Below are 19,232 nucleotides of genomic sequence, written 5' to 3'. Positions count from 1 at the left end.
CTATTTTTAGTCGGTGCCAGCTTTCAGTTAAATGGGGCTCACCGCCAGCTTACAATTGTATGTGGGAAAAATTAAGAATATTGGCATCTTCTCCTGCACTAACATTAAGGCCTTTCAGCCACTGTTTCCATTCTTCTCTCTTAGCTACAATATTGTCAGGCGTTAACGGCATACCATTAACCGTAAGAGGAACTCTCAACTGAACTTGCCCAGAGTTAACACTTCCTATGGATGGGGTATTTGGCGAAGATAACTCAGTCTTTTGTTCATTTTTGGCATCACCAAAACATGAGGCCAAAAAAACAACCGAAAGAATAGATATGTGAGAAAGTTTTAATTTAAAAGCAGGGAAGGGATTTGACAACCACCTACTTTTTATAGGTTTTGAGTGCATAGCGATAAACTCACGTGAAAATTGAAAAGGGCGTATAAAACGTGAGTTTGATATCTATGTCTTATGATTTTTGGTCAGACCAGAAATGACGGTACTTAAACCGACAAAGGCGGTTAATTTTAATTGTTAGAATTTATGTTTTAACGGTTTTACCAGGCTATCCAACCCCTCAATTTTTAGTGCCAAGCAGAGTTGCAGTAATTGACCTAACTCACCTTGTGGAAAGCCCTTTTTATCAAACCACAGCAAATACTCTTCGGGTAAGTCGATGAGTATTCGGCCTGAATATTTGCCAAATGGCATACGGATACTCGCCAATTTAATCAAATTTTCTTTTTCTAGCATGGTCACTTTGGTAGGTAAAAATATAGGGGATATAGAATACCATTGAGAAAGGTGACGTGGTAGCGAACAAAGCTTGTCCGCTTAGCCTTGGTTGATAGTGTGCGCATACTCAACTACTACCTGGTTCCCCTCGATATAAGCGTTTTGAATTTCACCATCAACACTCATACGGCTTTGGAGATAAACCACTTTTGGGCCCACATCATTCTCTTGTTTAAGCGAAGGGAAGGTAAGCTTAGGATCAAGGTGAAGCAAACGGCAAAATTGACTTATAAACGACATAGTGAGGGGCTGTTCTCCTCTCAGAAGCTGGGAAAAGTTGAGCTGACTGATTCCCAGTTTTTTCGCGAACTCCATCTGAGTAATACGCATCTTTGACTTCTGAGACATCCAAGTCGAATAAAGTATTTCTCTATCATTTTCCGTAAATTCCATAGTCAAACCTCAATTCAAATCGATGACCGAGACTATGGACCTTTTACTAACCAAAATGTCAGATGATGGTAAACATTCGCCGAGATTAATTTGATCTATGATTGATCTCTCATAACCACCCAGATATAAGACGCTTAAACCAATCAACCAATCGTTTAATCACACTACCCTGCTTTATGTCAGATTTGGCAACTAAGTCCTTCACCACCAAAGGTTCATCTTCGACTTTATAGATAACACTACCGACCTTATCTCCCTTGCTAATTGGCGCAACTAATTCTCGGTCAAACTCTACTTCAGCTTCAAGCTTATCAGCGTCCCCTCGCGGAAGAGTCAGGTAAATATCATCACTCACTCCAACAGGAAGCTGGTCTTTATCACCCATCCATACTTTGGCACTGGTTACAACATCATCGGCCTTGGTTGGGGATATGGTATCAAAAAAGCGAAATCCATAACTTAGGAGCTGTTTACTCACCGACTCTCTACTTTTTGCGCTTTTCGCTCCCATAACCACAGCGATCAATCTCATGTCCCCATAAGTCGCGGACGTCGCTAAACTGTATCCCGCACCACTTGTATAGCCTGTCTTCATACCATCAACGTTGATGCTTCTATCACGCAAAAGACCATTGCGATTATATTGGGTTATTCCATTGTACGTAAACGAGGTTTCACTGTACAAAGAGTAGATATCTGGTAAATCACGTATAATCGCCCGTCCCAACTTAGCAATATCAAGAGGGGTCGAATAAAGGCCTCTACTGTCTAACCCATGTGGGTTGCTGTAGGAAGTATTTTCTAGACCAAGTGTTTCTGCCCAAGAATTCATCATGTTGACAAACGCACTCTCACTCCCTGCGACATATTCAGCAATAGCCACGCTTGCATCATTACCAGACTGTACAATCAAACCCCGATATAGGTCCATCAACGCAACTTTAGTTCCAACCTCAGTAAACATCTTCGAAGAATCAGGAAAGTTTTTTGCCCATGCTTTTTTACTAATTAAAACCTTATCTTCTAACGTAATATTGCCGACTTTCACCTCTTGACCAGCAACATAAGCGGTCATCAATTTAGTCAGGCTAGCCGGGTTTAGTTTGGTACGGGCATTTTTCTCCACTAGTACCTGACCAGTGTTATAGTCGATGAGGACATAGCCCTTTGCAGCTAATGAAGGCGGATCTGGAACAATCGTCGGCGCAGAATAAACACTGAATGTCACAGCCAACGTACACCACAAGGCAGATCGGTAAACAAAATCTCTTATCATGGGACATTACCACTCAAGTCGCAATTCTCGTACGGTTTATCCGTATGAGTATATACAAACAATTGTGCTATGTGTTTGCTTTGTAACCAATAGTTACTTTTACATGACAGCTTTTGTCAATTTATGAGAATTCGGCGCGATTTATAGGTAAATGATTGCAAAAAATCTGCGCTAGTAGCACATATTTTAATCAACTCAGACAACAAAAAGAGTAATGATAAATATTAATATCTATTGAGTTTTTGGTGAATTGTCAGCAACTTTAGGCTTAGGTGTAATGCTATCTCGGTATGTAAACCACAAATAAGTAACGACCAAAGAGAAGAACATATATGACAAGGCAAAAACAAACGGTGAAGAAATAAGCTCTTGCGAAATTCCCCACGCTACACCTGTGACAGTAATAATTAGCTTAGAAAATAAGCCCACAATCAGAAGCAAGACCGCCAACTCAGGAAAACGTGTGCTGCGAAAAGCAAACCAATAACAACTGCCAACTGCAGTCGCAGAAACACATAGCCCCAACATAAATGAATGGAGATGTTCAGCAGATAACACACCAGCTGATATCGACGCAATGATGATCAGAAAGAGCTTCATTTTCTACTCACTGTACTTTAGATGGATGTCTATTTTCATTAATGAAAACTAATTTTCTGCATATTTACATCACTTTTTTAACCATTTCAAGTGATAGATCTATGATATTAACCTCAGAAAGTCACACCATAATTAGTTGTAAAATATTGGTTAAATCCTTGTATTCTCTTGTTCCTTTACACTTAAGGAGATAAGCAAACCTTCTAGCATAAAAAACACACAAAGTTACATTTTGTTAACAAATAACACATCTAAAGTTTTAAAAAAAAATTTAGGCTATCGACAGAGAAAGAGTAATAGGGAGTTAGGTAAGAATTTCTATAACGATAAAAAAGCCCTATTCAAAAGAAAGCAAGACTCAGCCTCTTTTGAATAGGGCTCTTTGCCCTTATGTTTCATCTTACGATTAAAGCTCCCTTTTCCTTTCTTTGACCTTTCTACACGAGTTTTAAACAGTCTACTGGTCACCATCGCTTTAAGCGCATTATCTTGAATTTCACCTGGACCGACTTCTAAGTCTGCCTGTTGAGTTTCATTCTCAACTTTTTTTGGGATACTTCTGACCATCACATTTCCTTATCATTAATTTTATAAACAACTAGCCTTTAGTGATAAATGGGACATTTAAAGGATATTTTATACAAAAAAACACCGACATATCGAATGTTACACTAGTTAAACTTAAACCAGTAATATTTTCGAAACTCTACCTAGCGCAAGTTTCCAGTGAAAAGTTCTTGGTAACGAAAAACTATCATATGAATTTTATTGACTTAGTGCCACTTACCTTTAGACTGTCAGTCAGCTAGAAAACGGTTCTTGTTTTTATTCCGCCGTTTCGTTGGATTTCTTGTATTTCTTCCGTAACGTCGTGCGCAATAGCAATCTCCTTTTCCACGCTATAGTTGCCGTCATGGCTTTTAAAAGATTTATCAAGGATAAACATTATGTCTAACACTGTTACTGGTACAGTTAAATGGTTCAACGAAACTAAAGGTTTTGGTTTCATTCAGCAAGAAAACGGTCCTGACGTTTTCGCTCACTTTTCTGCTATCACTGGTGACGGCTTCCGTACTCTAGTTGAAGGTCAAAAAGTAGAGTTTGTTGTTTCTCAAGGTCAAAAAGGCCCTCAAGCTGAGAACATCAAAGTACTTTAATTGAACTGTACTAAAGATTTACAATAGCCAGCATTAAGCTGGCTATTTTTTTACGTGTAGCAAATAATCATGGCACTGAAACCAACGATATATAAATTCCGTCTGTCTATTTCAGACACAAATCGAGACTTGTATAACTCAACCCAGTTAACCATTGCTCAGCATCCGTCTGAAAACACTGAGCGAATGATGGCTCGTGTGCTCGCCTATTGTATCAAGTATCAACCTGAGCTGAGTTTTACCAAAGGTTTATCGTCCACCGAAGAGCCTGACCTTTGGCTTAAAACACTCGACGGGTCAACGTCTCTGTGGATCGAAGTTGGTGAGCCTTCAATAGACAGAATTAAAAAGGCGACTCGCTTAGCACAACGAGTGGATATCTTTAGTTTTACAAGTAAGTCTGACGTCTGGTGGGAACAAACAAAAAATAAATCATACCAATACGACGCCCATATTTTTCGCCTTAGCCATGAAGGCCTTGAAGCTTTGTCAAATGTGATCGAACGAGGTATGGACTTATCTGTAATGATCAGTGAAACAAGTATTTTCATTGACTGTGTTTCTGGCTCATTTGAAGTTCAGATAGAAACGCTGCAATCCAATGACTGACTTTACCAAAGCGCTCGATAAGATAGGTGTATCTTCACTACCAACAGTCGCAGAACACCCAAACCTGTGGCAACAATTTTTGCAACAACATTCCCCACTGTTCACAAAAGTTAAACAAGCCAAACCCAAAAAAGATCAAGAATCCCACTTACTTGGTGTTTTAACTAAGGCTCACATCGAAAGCTTGTCACGGGTTGGTACTAATCAAGAATCTGTTAAGGCTATGTGGCAGGCTCTCAATACAAACCTTGGCGAGCAGTATGCCAAACGATTCAAGTATCAAGAGCACCATATGCTTTATCTGGTTACACACGTTTGGCTCTATATTCAAGGCTACTTAAAGATGGACTTTAGCCTTGCTAATAACTATGCACAAACAACAGCAAATGCCCTTACAGAGCTATCCAACTTAAACATTGACGAGACTCGAACTCAATTTATGGCCAGTTTTTATCTGGGCATCAAGAATGCCCCCAAAACCTCAAAGCGTCACCCTGTCATACAATGGCTCAAAAGTTATTTTAAATAACTAAGCAGGGCTTTTGTAATAAGCCCTGCCTTCATATCAAAGATATGCGTGTGGTCCAAACACTTCGTAATGAATACGGTCTCTCCCCACACCAAGCGCTTCCAACTGTTTCACTAATACTTCCATAAAGGGAACAGGACCACAAAGATAGAAATCTGCCTGCCCAAAAGACAGCGCACTCTCTACTTTTGATAAGTCCATTTGACCTGAAAAATGTGCTTTATCATTCAAATACCAAGTAAACTGCTGCCAATTATTTTGGCTGATCAACTGCTCAGTTTCTTGCTTAAACGTATGCTGATGCGGTCCGTTACAAGCATACAAATAGGACACATCTTTCTTGCCAGCTTCTGATAGTGCCTGCAGCATAGATTGCATTGGTGTCGCCCCTACCCCCGCAGAAATAAGGACAACTGGCGCTTGTTTTTCTTGATAGTAGAAATCACCCGCAGGTGCATATAAATAAAGAGTATCACCCTCTCTAATCTCATCATGAAGATAATTAGAGACCAAGCCTTTGTGCTCTCCTATCTCACGTTTAACTGAAATGCGGTAATCTTTTCCATTGGGTTTCTGCGATAAAGAATACTGGCGGATCTCGTTGTAATCTCCTGATGATGGTTTAACCTCAACCCCCACATACTGGCCAGGAATATAACTCAGTACATTACCACCATCGACTGGCGCTAAAACAAAGCTCGTAACCAACTCAGACTCTGGTGTTTTCTCTCTGACCACAAACTGACGTGCATTTTCCCAACCACCAATAGCTTGCTTTCTCTGAAGGTATAGCTCCCCTTCACGGTCGATAAATACCTTAGCAAGAAACAAATAGGCGGCAGTCCAAGCCTCTTCAACTGGCTTAGTAAAGGCTTCCGGCGCCAATTCGCGCAAAGTTTCAATAAGGTGATGGCCGACAATCTGATAATGCTCAGCTTGGATATTAAAGCTGGTGTGTTTGTGGGCAATTCGCTCAACTGCAGAGGTAAGCGCTTCTAGATTTTCAATATTCTTGGCATAAGCCGCTACCGCTTCAAACAGAGCTACACTCTGACGGCCAGTCTTTTGATGCGTCATATTGAAGATATCTTTTAACTCTGGATTGTGGAAAAACATGCGCTGATAAAAATGCTGAGTTAATGCAGGTCCTGCACTTTCTAGTAAAGGGATAGTACTTTTCACAACTTCAATATGCTGGTTATTAAGCATCTGTATATTCTCCTGGTATGGTTCTAACCTTTCCATGCTTTTTGCACGATCAGTGCCAAGTAGAAAAAACACCTAATTACTTGGATTTTAATTATTAATTAGTAGTAAAAAAGTCATAACGACCCCATTGAAACAAGTCCAAATGACACTATAATAAGATAATCACACACCCATGGTGGTCACTTTTCAACCATACCACTTGACACTTTGTCGCTACTGTCCAGTCTGGAGCCTAACGCTAGCATGCAAGATATTTCTGTTTCTACTTTAATTGACATGACCATTGGCCTTGCAGCAGGCCATAATGAACAAGAACGATTTCACAAATTGCTCGACGCAATACGCAAAGCTATACAATGTGATAGTGTAGCCTTACTTTCTCTACAAGGTGACACTCTTGTTCCACTTGCGATCCAAGGCTTAACAAGAGATACACTTGGGCGCCGCTTTGTTGTCAGTGAACACCCTCGCCTTGAAGCAATATGTGCATCCAAAGTGGCTGTCCGCTTTGATGCAAGCTGTAACTTGCCTGATCCCTTTGATAATCTGCTTATAGATTACGAGGGAGATCTCCCGATGCACGCCTGTATGGGACTACCACTGCTCTATGCCGATAAATTACTTGGAGTTCTCGCGTTAGATAGCCTAACACCCAACGTATTCGATCAAATACCAACTCGCAGCCTAGATGCTCTATCCGCTATCGTTGCGTCAACTCTTAAAGTCGCTATGACGGTTAGTCAACTTGAACAGCAAGCAAAACAAACCCAACAACGATTTGAGGAACTCAATGAAGATGCTTGGGAAAGAGAAGGAGGGGAAATCATTGGCGCCAGCCCCAAGATGCTATCATTAAAATCTGATATAGAAGTCGTTGCTCCTTCTCATTTCAATATTCTTATTAATGGTGAAACTGGTGTTGGCAAAGAGTTAGTCGCAAGGAGTATTCACCACCAATCCAATCGACGTAAACAACCCTTAGTGTATGTTAACTGTGCTGCAATTCCTGAAAATCTTGTAGAAAGCGAGCTATTTGGCCATGTCAAAGGCGCATTCACTGGCGCAGATAAATCGAGATTAGGAAAATTTGCACTTGCGGATAGTGGCACTCTCTTTTTAGATGAAATAGGTGAGCTTCCACTAAGCGCACAAAGTAAGATATTAAGAGCCTTGCAAAACAATGAGATCCAGCCTGTTGGTCAAGACAAAGTTGAAACCATAGATGTACGAGTTTTAGCAGCGACTAACCGCGACCTCCCAGAAGAAGTCAATGAAGGGAGGTTTCGAGCTGATCTTTATCACCGCCTCAGCGTTTACCCTATTAGTGTTCCTGCACTTCGCCACCGAGAAGGAGATATCATTCTACTCGCTGGGTACTTCCTAGAACAAGCGAGACGAAAACTTGGGATAGTACAAATCAAACTAAACAAAGAAGCTCAACACGTACTGTCTCGCTACAACTGGCCAGGTAATGTTCGTGAACTAGAGCATGTCATCAATCGCGCGGCGTTAAAAGCTCGAGCAAGAGTGGGAAGCACTAAATTGATTTCGGTCTCAACTGAAGATATAGGTGATTTACATGCTATGCCAATGGATACTGATACAATACCAAGTTCCCAGCCTTTTCATATGCCAGAGACACTGTTATCCAAAGGGCTACGCGAATCGACAGAAGATTATCAAAGGCAATTGATCACCCATGCTCTTACAGAAGCACAATTTAATTGGGCCAAAGCGGCCCGACTACTAAAGACTGACAGAGCCAATCTTACTCGACTTGCTAAAAGACTTGGGCTAACGGTGACAAAGCAACACAAGATCAGTACTCATTAAAAGTGATCTTGGGTACAATACTCGCATCAAATATCATGCTGTAAGGAATAATATGAAGTTTGTTCGCTGGTTCTTAGGCCGTCTTATCTTATTATTTAATTTTATTTTTACTCCCAAAGGGTTAAAACGCTCTGACCAAGCTCAACAGGAAGTCAACGAGAAAGCCAAAGCATTAGCATTATACCAATTCGAAGCCTGCCCTTTTTGTGTCAAAGTCCGCAGAGCAATGAAACGCCAATCAGTCAATATTGAGCTACGTGATGCTAAAGCAAGTTCACAATATAGGAAAGAACTTGAACTAGGAGGAGGAAGAGTAAAAGTACCCTGTCTAAGAATAGAAAGAGAGGGCAAAGTTAAATGGATGTATGAGTCGTCTGATATCGTCGCGTATTTGGAAAAAGAATTCGCATAGCGCCTATAAAGGAGAGGTTACATGGAAGTAGTGGCTCTAGACATAAGTAGCATCAAGGCAATCGTCTTTGATTTAGATAACACTCTTGTAAGCTCTAGCCTAGATTTCAACTGGCTGAGGTCGCAAATTGGTTGCCCAAAAGAGGTTGATTTACTCACTTTTATTGAACAACTCAATTGCTCTCAGTCAGCGACCGTCGCTAATCAAATAATATTAGATCATGAACTCGATGATGCCAATCATTCAACCCCTATGCAAGGTTGTCATGATCTGCTTAGCTTTATTGAAAAGCACCGCCTTCATACTGCGATCATTACACGTAATTGTCTTGAAGCATCCTTGCGTAAAGTCGAACACAATAAGTTGAATATATCGCGTATTATTAGTCGAGAGCACTTCCCTCCTAAGCCTGCCCCAGATTCGTTGTTATCACTGGCCGACGAATGGGGGTTGGATTCACATCAAGTTCTTTATGTGGGAGACTACGTCTACGATTTACAAGCAGCTAGTAATGCGAGTATGCCTTCATGTCTCGTTACTCATGGCCATTCCAATACATTCTCTCATCACGCCTCAGTGACGGTAACTGAACTAGACGAACTACTCACTCTATTGGTAAAAAGTCAGGTTAACCTACCACAAGCAGATTAGGCAGGATTTACTGCAAATTAAACAATAAGATAGGTGACGATTTTACAATAACATCGTATGATTCTGTGTACTAGTTTTCCAATAAGATAATTATGGCTTCGAACTCCCATCATCCTATACAAGGCGCGAGCTGGATGCTCACCGCAGGCCTCGCATTTGCTTTGGTTAATAGTCTTGCTCAAATTGCCAGTATTAAGTTTGGATTGTCTTCTACTACCGTCGCATTCGTCCAATATGCGATCGCGCTAGTAGCAATTCTTCCTTATCTTATCAGCCTTGGCATTCGACAGTCTTTGCAAACAAATAACCTAGGTTGGCATATATTTAGAGTCTTTCTTTCAGTCATTGGCATCCAGCTCTGGCTGTGGGCTCTTGCTTACCCGGTACCTATTTGGCAAGGTATTGCCTTACTAATGACATCTCCACTTTTTGCTACAATAGGCTCAGGCCTGTTTCTAAAAGAACAAGTAGGGATAGCAAGATGGGGAGCGACATTATCTGGCTTTATCGGTGCCATGCTTATCTTAGAGCCTTGGGCAGATGACTTTAGCTGGGCAGCATTACTCCCTATTGGGGCTGCATTCTTTTGGGCCTGTTACTCCTTGATGGTAAAGAAGTTGTCCTCTGATGACTCACCATCAACTATGGTGGTCTATTTGCTTATTTTAATCACACCATTTAATCTCCTACTTGCCATCCCCGAATGGCAAACACCAAAAGGAGGGTCCATCTGGCTAGTACTTATTTGCGCTGGAATGCTTACGGCTTTAGCTCAATGGGCAATTGTCAAAGCCTACTCCGTCGCCGATGCGTCATTTGTTCAGCCTTTTGATCATGCCAAATTACCTCTCAATGTCTTAACTGGCTGGATTGTATTTAGCTGGGTTCCGCCTGGAAGACTGTGGTTAGGAGCCGCAATTATTATTGCATCTGTTGCTTTTATCACTCAATGGGAATCAAAAAAATCTCGCGAGCTGAAATAAATATTAGCCAATCCCGTTCTATTAATTAAAGATATATTGGGGAGAAAGCTCTATGACAGATCCAATCAAATTAACACTGTACCGCTGGGGTGGAAGTTGGGGACCATTTAGCGTCAAAATTCCATGTGGAGAATGCACGTTAACTAAAGATATTCTCAAAGACACGTTTGAGAATGAATTATCCAATGTTCCCGTCGAACTAGAAGTTAAAGACTGGTTATCTCATTGGTGGGAGCCACTTAAAGTCGGGGCTTGGCATGCGCCAATCCTAATGGTTGAAGGTAAAGTAGTCAGCCAAGGCGAAGCATTAAACCGCGGAGTGTTAGTTCAGTCTGTCATAAAAGAGTGGACAAAACGCGACACGCTGAAAGGCAACATTGTTTACGGTAAAGCGACCTGCCCATATTGTGTAAAAGCAAAAAAATTACTCGATGATGCTGGTGTTGAATACCAGTACTACGATGTTGTTAAAGACAGTGCAGCACTATATAGAATGATCCCTGAAGTCAAAGCAATCATTGGTGAGAAAACGCCAGTCACTGTGCCACAGATATGGCTTGATGGTCAGTATATTGGTGGGGCAGATAACCTGCCAGCGTGGCTTGAAGAAAAAGGGCTAAACAAAGTACCAGATAATGTGGTTAATATGGAAAGTAGCCAAGGCTCTGCGAGTTAACTTAATTAAGCCCCCATCTTTGGGGGCTTAACTGTTTCATTTATCGCTTAGGCTGCTGAAAAGTTTTACCTGCCGCTTGATAAGTATCTTTGCGTTTAACATCAAACATCACATCAAAGAACCAAGCAACAAATCGAATCACATCATCACCTTCATTCATGATATGTTCGACATACTCTTGCTCTTCACCTTGCTCATTTTGCTCAGTGGTCACATGATAAATGCGACGCTCTCCTTCGACCTCAGCTAGCGAAAACTGCCCTACCAACGAAAGTGCAGCTTGAGCCACTTCTTCATCCTGATTCGATTTGAGTAGTTCTAGCGCTTGTGGCAAACCTTCTTGTTTGCATAGTACAGTTACTAACTCAGAAAATTCTTTATGTTCCATCGTAGACCTTTAACGCGTGTCGACATTAGTGAACGCATTGTATCAGGGAGTTTATGCCTTTCAAGCAAACTCTTGACGGGCAACTGTCTTTATCCGACTTGTGTATAAAGCAATACCCATAGCACCAGCACAAATAAGATAAAATGCACCTAATGCCACACTGCTTTGTATCCAAGTCTCAACCAAATACCCTCCTAATAATCCAGCTAGGCACATTTGGATTGCACCTGTTAATGCAGAAACAGCCCCAGCTTGCCTTTTATGTGGTGCAAGCAGCATAGCGATAGAAATTGGAAAAGATAAGCCTTGAGCGACCACCATCCAAGTAAAAGCCCAAATAATATTAAATAGTGTCAAATCAGTCGCGGTTAGCCACACTCCTGAAGCGACTATGATACAAATGGCTAAGGCTAGAATTTTACGTGAACTCATATAGCGGTTAAGAACATTTAATGCCAAAGTTCCAGCTAACAAACCAGCAGAGGGGATCACCATTATGCTTCCATACTGAGCCGCCGTTAACCCCAGTTCGTGCTGAAGAATAAATGGCATCACAGACAGAGAAACGACACAGGCTAGGTAAGTGATCCAATTATAACTGGCACTGCAGAGCACCTGTTTGCTTTTAATCAAGTAGGCATAGTTAGATGTCACCTTGCTGATGCTAAATTTTGTTCTGCCATAAGTCATGGTTTCAGGAAGTATGTAATAACCTAAAACAAAAGTGGCAGCCAAATAACCAATCACAAAAACAAAGACAGCTTCCCACCCAAAATAAAAGGCTATCCAGCCACCAAGCACGGGTGCAAGTACTGGCATTATCGAAGCCGCAACCGATACATAAGATAATGCCTTGGTTAATTCTCGGCCATCATAGCAATCACGTAACACACTGCGCCCCAGCACAGAAGCGCTACCAGAGCCTAGCCCCTGTAAAAGACGGCCCAACACCAAGATCCAAATGTTATGAGCAAACAAAATACATAGAAGAGTACCAATCAGATATATTCCTTGGCCAAGCAAAAATACGGGTCTACGGCCAATCGAGTCGGATAAAGGACCATAAAAGAGCTGCGAAACACCAAAACCGATAAGAAATAGAGTGACTAAAAGTTGCACATCGGACTGACTAATTTGTAACGCTTTGCTGATCATGGGTAAAGAAGGAAGATAAATACTCACTCCGACCTGTCCGGTCGAAATAATAAGCATCGCCATTAATATCGGCACTTTTTTCATTTCAATACCTCATACTTTTGATGTGCAACTAAGTTTAAGCTAAGTGCCAAGTAATGATAATATCTTCAATTGGAAACTAATTAATTCCTAGTGGGAATGAGTAAGACAAATATGGATTGGATTCAAAGTGTTCAAAGTTATATTCGCGTAGTCGATGAAGGTAGCTTTAACGGTGCCGCTCGTAAGATGAATACCACCAGCTCGGCGATAAGCAAACGTGTCCAATGGCTTGAAGAAAGAATAGGTGTTCAACTTTTAAAGCGTACCACTCGCAGTGTAACTCAAACCGAAGCTGGTGCTCTTTTCTATCAAAGAGCAAAAGTACAATTGGAGGGGTGGCAATCCGTTGTTGATGAGACCCGTTCGGTTAACCAAACCCCTGCAGGGCTGTTAAAAATCGGCGCAACCATTGCCGTTGGTTCTAAATTCTTAGTTCAATACCTTGATGACTTTCTGCAAATGTATCCAGATATTCGAATACAGTTGATCACCACCACTCCAGGGCAGTTACCAGAGCTGAGTTTAGATTTGTTTATCAGTCGTGAATTAGAGCAACTGAACTCTCTTAGCTTTAAAGCCTCTGCGCTTTTTGAACATAAGGCTGGATTCTACGCTTCCCCTGCTTACCTTGAAAAGTATGGTGAACCACAAACCATATCTGAACTTGCAAATCACAATATACTCATTTGGGGAGAAAGGCCACAACGAGAAGTAAAGCTCAATAACGGAAAAAGAATTGTGCTGTCAGGCAATCTCGCCACCACAAATCCTGAAGCCCTTTTCTATGCAGCAAAAAATGCTATGGGAATACTCATCTCAAATGATGTGATGATAAAAGACGAGTTAAATACAGGTGCTCTACGGAGAATTTTACCGTCTACCACTACCGACGAGACCACGGTTTACGCCTACTACCCTAAATTGGATTACCAACATACTAGAACAAAACTATTTCTAGATTACCTGAAACGTCGACTCCTTGATGAATAGATAGGATCTAACAGAGAAAAAAGATCCAAACTAAAATTTGAATTAATATGCGACCTGTACCATATTTAAACGTGACATTAGCAATAAATAAGTGATTTAAATCACGGCTAAGTAGGTAGTTCAAATGGCTAGGACACCAGTACAGGCGACATCCATTGATATGGATATCCTGAACTTCACGTTACAACTTGATGGCACCGATTTGCTCAATCAAGTGACTGGGGTATTGCATCAACATTTCAAAACATACTCTACCTGTATCGTGGAAATAGATAAATTTAATTCCAACGGCTATTGCTTAGCACAAGCCTGTTATAATTCGAATAATGTCCCCATTTCCTACTCGCTAAGGAATACGCCTTCATTTCGCGTCAGCCATTCTGAACTTGATTACTTACTATATTCTCACAAAGTCACTTCTCAATTTCCTGATGACCCCTATCTACGTGAACATAGTATTGAAGCTTATATAGGTATCCCACTAAAAACTGCTTCTGGTGAAATACTTGGCGTCCTATTATCAACGTTCAAACGGCCTATCCAATCACCTGATAAACTGATTTATTACCATCTACTTTTTGCCAATATGGTGGTACATAGTCTACGAGTAAAATGGCTTGCGGCTCGTTCTGATAGCCTTGTTAGACAACTTAGTTATGAAGTTTCTCATGATAATCTGACTGGCCTGCTTAACCGGAGTTACTTAACCGATAAGCTTGAACGATTGTCTGAGTCTTACTCAGGTTACTTAACTCTGGTGTATCTAGATATCGACTGTTTCAAATCAATTAACAACTTATATGGACAATATATCGGCGACCAAGTGCTAAAGTTTGTTGCACATTCCATTGAGTCCTCCTTGCATAACAGACAGCTCGCTTTTCGGATCTCTGGAGATGAATTTGCATTTATAACCTATGCCAATGATCCAATTGAAGTGTGCCACTCAGTGTTAGCAAAATTAGAGCTAGGCTATCAAGATCCTGCACATAACTTGAAAATAAGTATTAGCATGGGAGTTGCTATTAAATCAGGCCCTAGAATCACTGCTGATCAGTTGATCCTCAATGCTAGTCTTGCATTGAAGGATTGTAAGCAAAAGAGAAATACGCAGATACGATGTTATGACACTGAGCTAAGCACTCGATACTATAGACGTACACGAGTTATTGATGCTTTGCGCCAAGAGCTCACACCAAGACGCAATACCGAGAGCGAAATTTACGTCGTGGCCCAGCCTATTGTGAAACAAGGCCAAGAACAATGGAATTACTTTGAAATCCTAGCTAGGTGGAATAGTGAGTCTCTCGGCGCTGTCTCACCCGCAGAATTTATTGAAGCGGCCGAACAATCGGGGTTAATTGTCGATTTAGGCGAGAGGATAATTCAACTGGCTTGCCAAACCAAAAAACAACTGGAAGCCAACTTGGGCTACACTGTCAGGCTTGGGATTAACTGTAGCGCTCATGAGCTCAGTAATCCCCATCGTTATCTGTCACATCTTACCTCTACCATAAAAAAACATGGCTTCCAGGCTGAAGAGTTCACCATCGAACTCACCGAAACTGTAATGTTGTCGCAAGAAAGCGAAATCGGGCATATTCTCAATCAAATGCGACAGCTCGGGTTTTGTGTCGCACTTGATGATTTTGGAACTGGATATTCAAGCCTTAACTATATCCATCGTTATCCAATAGACTGCATCAAGATTGATGCGAGCTTTATCCGTGATTTAATAAGTAACTCAACCTCAGAGCGTTTAGTTTGGTTAATCATCCAACTTTCGCAGCAACTCAAAGTTGACTTAGTAGCAGAAGGGGTCGAGACACAGCAAGTCGTTGATAAACTGCACCAAATGGGCTGTACACAAATCCAAGGCTATTATTACTCTCGCCCAGAAAAACCGGAAATTATAATTGAAGCACGGAATAATCTTGGTTCAGGTAAACCACCAACCCAGGCCATCACATGTTAAATATCACTCAAAGCCGTATTTAATCTTGCGTCAGTAATAGTGGCTATTGGTTAGCAACTTACAAACTCGTGGCGTGGTAAGTGAACTAATGTCTTGGTTTTGAGTGAGCCGAGTCCGGATATCAGTACTCCTAACCTTTACTATCTCAGGGCAAGCCATTACAGACCAAGCTTCGAGAATTTTGTCCGCTTGATAAAATTTACCAAAATTAAATAGGTTGTCGGGGCCAATCACAAAAGTAAGATGGTCGTCAGGGTATTCGTTTTGAGTCTCCTTTAACACCGCATAAGTGGTAACGCTCTTTTCAGGTTTATAGAGACGTTCCTCTATACGGCTTAACTCGACATTTTTGAGCGACAAGTCTTTTATGAATGCTTCTAGCAATTCACATCGCTTGCTATAATCAAGCATCTCTTTACCCCAAGCATGACTGATACTGGGTACCAAGAGAACTCGATCAAAGTTGGTTAATGACTCAATAACACTCTGGTGGCCAATACTAGGTGGATTAAAAGCACTGCCAAACACCGCAATTTTGTTCATTTTTTTTCCTGATAGCCGTGAATTCACTGTTCGTAGTTTTCTAAACTGTTCATTGAGGTATGATATTACTATTATTTCGTAAAATCATGCTTGCAGGAAGAAAACCTATGGAACAGCAAATCCGCGATGAAATGCGTGTACTGCCGTCAATTGATCCTCAATTTGAAATCTCACGCCGTGTTGAATTTATTAAAAATAAGCTCAAAGATGCGCGATGCAAGGCATTAGTGCTAGGCATCAGTGGTGGTGTGGACTCAACCACCTGTGGCCGCTTGGCACAAATAGCGGTTGATGAACTCAATAACGAAACCGATGCAGGTTATCAGTTCATCGCGGTTCGCCTGCCTTACGGCGAGCAAAAAGATGAAGATGAAGCTCAAATTGCCTTAGAGTTTATTCAGCCTACTCATTCAGTATCTGTCAATATAAAGCCTGGCGTAGATGGCTTGCATGCTTCTTCTCAACAAGCTTTAACCAATACTGGCTTAATGCCCGCTCAGGCTGCTAAAATTGACTTTGTCAAAGGCAACGTTAAAGCTAGAGCCAGAATGGTCGCCCAATATGAAATAGCAGGCTATGTTGGTGGCTTAGTTTTAGGCACAGATCATTCTGCAGAAAACATTACTGGCTTCTATACAAAGTTTGGCGATGGCGCATGTGACTTAGCACCTCTTTTCGGTCTAAGTAAACGTCAAGTTCGAGAACTAGCAGACACCCTAGGAGCACCTAAGGTTCTGGTAAACAAAACGCCCACAGCAGATTTGGAAGAGCTCGCTCCTCAGAAAGCAGACGAAGATGCACTCAGCCTCAGTTATGATCAAATTGATGATTTCCTTGAAGGAAAACCCGTTTCACAAGATACGGTCGACCGCTTAATCTCCATTTACAAAGCAACACAACATAAACGGCTACCAATTCCAACCATTTACGACTAACTCGGGTCTTCTCCCAAACTAGAAACAGAGCTTATTTGCAACCAAATAAGCTCTTATAATAACGGCAGACAATGATCGGCTGACCTAAGATCCGTAACTTGAAGCCCTGTCCAAACGAGAATCACGAAAATAGTTTGATAGCATCATCAGGGCCATTATCGCAGCCAAAGATTCTGAGAATAAAGTCGTCAACCAAATACCGTTTATCGGCAGATACTCTGGGAGAAAACACATGCCAACAATGACAAAGATAAATCCACGAGATAATGCCAGTACCGTCGCACGTTTTGGTAACGCAATAGCTTGAAATAAATTGGCAATCACTATATTAAACCCCATCAGGGGCACAGCGAAAAAATAGTAAGTTAATGCGGTCGTCGCCAGTGGTATCAACTGGCTCGAGTCTCCCAAGTATAACGATGCAATCTCAGAAGCAAATAGCCAGATGATGATGAGAAACAAACTGCCACTAATAATCGCAACCTTTAGACCTAATCTTAAAGTTTGCTCAATTCTCAGTTGGCGGTTTGCTCCGTAATTGAAACTCATAATCGGCTGGCAAGCTTGTCCTATAGCGACCATAACAAATAACGCAAACACCCCAAGATTAGTGTTTAGTCCGAAAGCAACAACATAACTCTGATCAAACTGAGTCAAAAGAGTGTAATTAAACAATATTATCGTTATCGCAGTGGCTATTTCGACACAAAACGACGGTACTCCCATCGCGAGAATATCTCTAAACTTGCTAATACCGATTCCCTCAAAGCTGAGCGTTAAGTTGCCTTTTCCACGCATAAAATGGCTCAAAAGAGTCAGTAACATAAGTACCTGAGAAATAATAGTGCCATAAGCTGCTCCTTCAATACCCATACCCATTTTGATAATAAATAAATAGTCAGCTAACAGATTTACTACTGCTCCAGCAGACATTGCATAGGTCGCTAGTTTGGGGTTAGAGTCATGGCGAACAAAACAAGATAAAACCCAGACACAAGAATAGAGCGTAAAGAAAGGTAGCATAATGAAAAGATACTCACCTGCTAGCTGAGCGATCATGCCGGAGGCGCCGAGTAGTATCAAAAGTTCATCAAGACAACTGATAGCTGCTGTAGTCGTTATTGAACTGAGGATAAGAATAAGTAGGATAGACTGACTAAACCAAGTTTGAGTTGTTCGTGTCTTTCCCTTGCCTATAGCTATCGACATCTTCGCCGCACCGCCAATCCCTATCAACATCGCAAATGCAGTAAAAACAGAGAACACAGGCATTATCAGAGCAAGAGCACCAAGCCCCTCTGCCCCAATTACTATACCTATTATTAAACCATCACCCATGATAAACAGAGACTTAATAAGCATCCCTGCCAAGGCAGGCCATAAATACAGATAAAAGGAAGTGGAGATTGAATCCTTGTCTAAATTAACTGACATATCGCTAATAATTCCAAATAGTTGAGAATGTAGTTAGGTATTATCAGCACGCGTAAGGCTTACATAAATGGATTCACTGCTTATTTTCTTGCATTATTAGAACATTTAAGGCGGAAGTTAGTAGGAGTTTCACCGGTTTGACAACGATAGAACCGACTAAAGTAAGCTGGGTCAACGAAACCTAAATTGAAAGCAATTTTCTTGATGCTCTTCTTAGAGAAAGTCAGCTCTCTATTGGCTTCCAACACCAGACGATCATGTATGAGTTGAGTGACTGACTTTCCCCTATCTCGTTTAGTGAGTTCATTAAGCCTTTTGGGTGTCAGCGACAATTGAGCGGCGTAAAACTCACTCTGTTTTTCTTGTTTATAGTGTTTGTCTATCAGCTCAACCAGCCTCGTCACTCTTCTATCATAAACCTTCGTGCTGCTCTCAGATGGTTTAGCATATCGAATTAAGTAACACATAAAACTGGTGACCAGCGACTCTACTAAACCCCAATCGCAATCTGGTCGTTTACACTCTTCACTGAGTAGTGAAAAAATAGACTCCAAGTACACTATACCCTGAGGAATCCCCTGATAATTTAGATAAAAATCATCAAGTTAAGGTAGATGCA

The 19,232-nt window shown here is 41.3% G+C and carries 23 protein-coding genes; 11 read left to right on the top strand and 12 right to left on the bottom strand.

What is annotated here, in order from left to right; all coding sequences use genetic code 11:
* Positions 1 to 49: 49 nt before the first annotated feature.
* From AAFM34_RS16580 to AAFM34_RS16555, 6 genes are all read right to left on the bottom strand, one after another.
* Complete coding sequence (locus tag AAFM34_RS16580; RefSeq protein WP_341664679.1) at positions 50 to 298, bottom strand: hypothetical protein; 249 nt, start codon at positions 296 to 298, stop codon at positions 50 to 52.
* A 222-nt stretch (positions 299 to 520) separates the two neighbouring features.
* Positions 521 to 739 carry a putative quorum-sensing-regulated virulence factor gene (locus tag AAFM34_RS16575; protein WP_341664677.1) on the bottom strand — a complete coding sequence of 73 codons (219 nt, stop codon included), beginning with the start codon at positions 737 to 739 and terminating at the stop codon, positions 521 to 523.
* A gap of 81 nt (positions 740 to 820) precedes the next feature.
* On the bottom strand, positions 821 to 1,174 hold the full coding sequence (locus tag AAFM34_RS16570; RefSeq protein WP_341664674.1) for a helix-turn-helix transcriptional regulator: 354 nt from the start codon (positions 1,172 to 1,174) through the stop codon (positions 821 to 823).
* A 109-nt stretch (positions 1,175 to 1,283) separates the two neighbouring features.
* A complete protein-coding gene (locus AAFM34_RS16565) occupies positions 1,284 to 2,450 on the bottom strand; it encodes a D-alanyl-D-alanine carboxypeptidase family protein (protein WP_341664672.1) in 1,167 nt (388 codons plus the stop codon).
* A gap of 231 nt (positions 2,451 to 2,681) precedes the next feature.
* Positions 2,682 to 3,050 carry an NADH:ubiquinone oxidoreductase gene (locus AAFM34_RS16560; RefSeq protein WP_341664670.1) on the bottom strand — a complete coding sequence of 123 codons (369 nt, stop codon included), beginning with the start codon at positions 3,048 to 3,050 and terminating at the stop codon, positions 2,682 to 2,684.
* A 318-nt stretch (positions 3,051 to 3,368) separates the two neighbouring features.
* Complete coding sequence (locus AAFM34_RS16555) at positions 3,369 to 3,617, bottom strand: ribosome alternative rescue factor ArfA (RefSeq protein ID WP_341664668.1); 249 nt, start codon at positions 3,615 to 3,617, stop codon at positions 3,369 to 3,371.
* A gap of 380 nt (positions 3,618 to 3,997) precedes the next feature.
* Between AAFM34_RS16555 and AAFM34_RS16550 the strand changes: the two genes are divergently transcribed.
* The 3 genes from AAFM34_RS16550 (at position 3,998) to AAFM34_RS16540 (ending at position 5,345) form a co-directional block, all read left to right on the top strand.
* A complete protein-coding gene (locus AAFM34_RS16550; protein ID WP_038204438.1) occupies positions 3,998 to 4,207 on the top strand; it encodes a cold-shock protein in 210 nt (69 codons plus the stop codon).
* Between the two features lie 69 nt (positions 4,208 to 4,276).
* A complete protein-coding gene (locus AAFM34_RS16545) occupies positions 4,277 to 4,816 on the top strand; it encodes a YaeQ family protein (RefSeq protein ID WP_341664662.1) in 540 nt (179 codons plus the stop codon).
* Positions 4,809 to 5,345 carry a hypothetical protein gene (locus AAFM34_RS16540; RefSeq protein ID WP_341664660.1) on the top strand — a complete coding sequence of 179 codons (537 nt, stop codon included), beginning with the start codon at positions 4,809 to 4,811 and terminating at the stop codon, positions 5,343 to 5,345. The genes AAFM34_RS16545 and AAFM34_RS16540 overlap by 8 nt, the downstream gene beginning before the upstream one ends.
* 36 nt (positions 5,346 to 5,381) lie before the next feature.
* Here AAFM34_RS16540 and hmpA read toward each other — a convergent pair whose 3' ends face one another.
* On the bottom strand, positions 5,382 to 6,554 hold the full coding sequence (gene hmpA, locus AAFM34_RS16535; protein WP_341664658.1) for an NO-inducible flavohemoprotein: 1,173 nt from the start codon (positions 6,552 to 6,554) through the stop codon (positions 5,382 to 5,384).
* 243 nt (positions 6,555 to 6,797) lie between these two features.
* Here hmpA and norR point away from each other — a divergent pair, with 243 nt between their 5' ends.
* The 5 genes from norR to AAFM34_RS16510 all read left to right on the top strand — a co-directional run bounded on the left by norR (position 6,798) and on the right by AAFM34_RS16510 (position 11,109).
* A complete protein-coding gene (norR, locus tag AAFM34_RS16530; protein ID WP_341664656.1) occupies positions 6,798 to 8,387 on the top strand; it encodes a nitric oxide reductase transcriptional regulator NorR in 1,590 nt (529 codons plus the stop codon).
* A 52-nt stretch (positions 8,388 to 8,439) separates the two neighbouring features.
* On the top strand, positions 8,440 to 8,799 hold the full coding sequence (locus AAFM34_RS16525) for a glutaredoxin domain-containing protein (protein ID WP_341664654.1): 360 nt from the start codon (positions 8,440 to 8,442) through the stop codon (positions 8,797 to 8,799).
* 21 nt (positions 8,800 to 8,820) lie between these two features.
* Complete coding sequence (locus tag AAFM34_RS16520; RefSeq protein WP_341664651.1) at positions 8,821 to 9,450, top strand: HAD-IA family hydrolase; 630 nt, start codon at positions 8,821 to 8,823, stop codon at positions 9,448 to 9,450.
* A gap of 92 nt (positions 9,451 to 9,542) precedes the next feature.
* The gene (locus tag AAFM34_RS16515; protein WP_341664649.1) at positions 9,543 to 10,433 is read left to right on the top strand and encodes a DMT family transporter; all 891 of its coding nucleotides are present in this window, start codon (positions 9,543 to 9,545) and stop codon (positions 10,431 to 10,433) included.
* Positions 10,434 to 10,485: 52 nt separating this feature from the next.
* Entirely contained in the window at positions 10,486 to 11,109 is a 624-nt protein-coding gene (locus AAFM34_RS16510; RefSeq protein ID WP_341664647.1) for a glutaredoxin domain-containing protein, read from the top strand.
* Positions 11,110 to 11,149: 40 nt separating this feature from the next.
* On the opposite strand, the gene AAFM34_RS16505 is transcribed toward AAFM34_RS16510, so the two are convergent.
* Entirely contained in the window at positions 11,150 to 11,497 is a 348-nt protein-coding gene (locus tag AAFM34_RS16505) for a hypothetical protein (protein WP_341664645.1), read from the bottom strand.
* A 60-nt stretch (positions 11,498 to 11,557) separates the two neighbouring features.
* Positions 11,558 to 12,736, bottom strand: a complete 1,179-nt coding sequence (locus AAFM34_RS16500; RefSeq protein WP_341664643.1) for a multidrug effflux MFS transporter — start codon at positions 12,734 to 12,736, stop codon at positions 11,558 to 11,560.
* 111 nt (positions 12,737 to 12,847) lie between these two features.
* Between AAFM34_RS16500 and AAFM34_RS16495 the strand changes: the two genes are divergently transcribed.
* Both AAFM34_RS16495 and AAFM34_RS16490 read left to right on the top strand, forming a co-directional pair.
* On the top strand, positions 12,848 to 13,726 hold the full coding sequence (locus AAFM34_RS16495; RefSeq protein ID WP_341664641.1) for a LysR family transcriptional regulator: 879 nt from the start codon (positions 12,848 to 12,850) through the stop codon (positions 13,724 to 13,726).
* A 124-nt stretch (positions 13,727 to 13,850) separates the two neighbouring features.
* The gene (locus tag AAFM34_RS16490) at positions 13,851 to 15,701 is read left to right on the top strand and encodes an EAL domain-containing protein (RefSeq protein WP_341664639.1); all 1,851 of its coding nucleotides are present in this window, start codon (positions 13,851 to 13,853) and stop codon (positions 15,699 to 15,701) included.
* 30 nt (positions 15,702 to 15,731) lie between these two features.
* Here AAFM34_RS16490 and AAFM34_RS16485 read toward each other — a convergent pair whose 3' ends face one another.
* Entirely contained in the window at positions 15,732 to 16,244 is a 513-nt protein-coding gene (locus tag AAFM34_RS16485; RefSeq protein ID WP_341664637.1) for a nicotinate-nicotinamide nucleotide adenylyltransferase, read from the bottom strand.
* A gap of 107 nt (positions 16,245 to 16,351) precedes the next feature.
* Here AAFM34_RS16485 and nadE point away from each other — a divergent pair, with 107 nt between their 5' ends.
* Entirely contained in the window at positions 16,352 to 17,179 is an 828-nt protein-coding gene (gene nadE / locus AAFM34_RS16480) for an ammonia-dependent NAD(+) synthetase (protein WP_341664635.1), read from the top strand.
* Positions 17,180 to 17,263: 84 nt separating this feature from the next.
* On the opposite strand, the gene AAFM34_RS16475 is transcribed toward nadE, so the two are convergent.
* Positions 17,264 to 18,613 carry an MATE family efflux transporter gene (locus AAFM34_RS16475; protein ID WP_341664632.1) on the bottom strand — a complete coding sequence of 450 codons (1,350 nt, stop codon included), beginning with the start codon at positions 18,611 to 18,613 and terminating at the stop codon, positions 17,264 to 17,266.
* 80 nt (positions 18,614 to 18,693) lie between these two features.
* Entirely contained in the window at positions 18,694 to 19,167 is a 474-nt protein-coding gene (locus tag AAFM34_RS16470; protein ID WP_341664630.1) for a helix-turn-helix domain-containing protein, read from the bottom strand.
* Positions 19,168 to 19,232 lie beyond the last annotated feature (65 nt).

Source organism: Vibrio sp. (assembly GCF_038138445.1).
In the GTDB taxonomy this organism is placed as follows: Bacteria; Pseudomonadota; Gammaproteobacteria; order Enterobacterales; family Vibrionaceae; genus Vibrio.
Note: the sequence above shows the minus strand (reverse complement) of the source record. Positions and strands in the feature narration are given on the sequence as shown.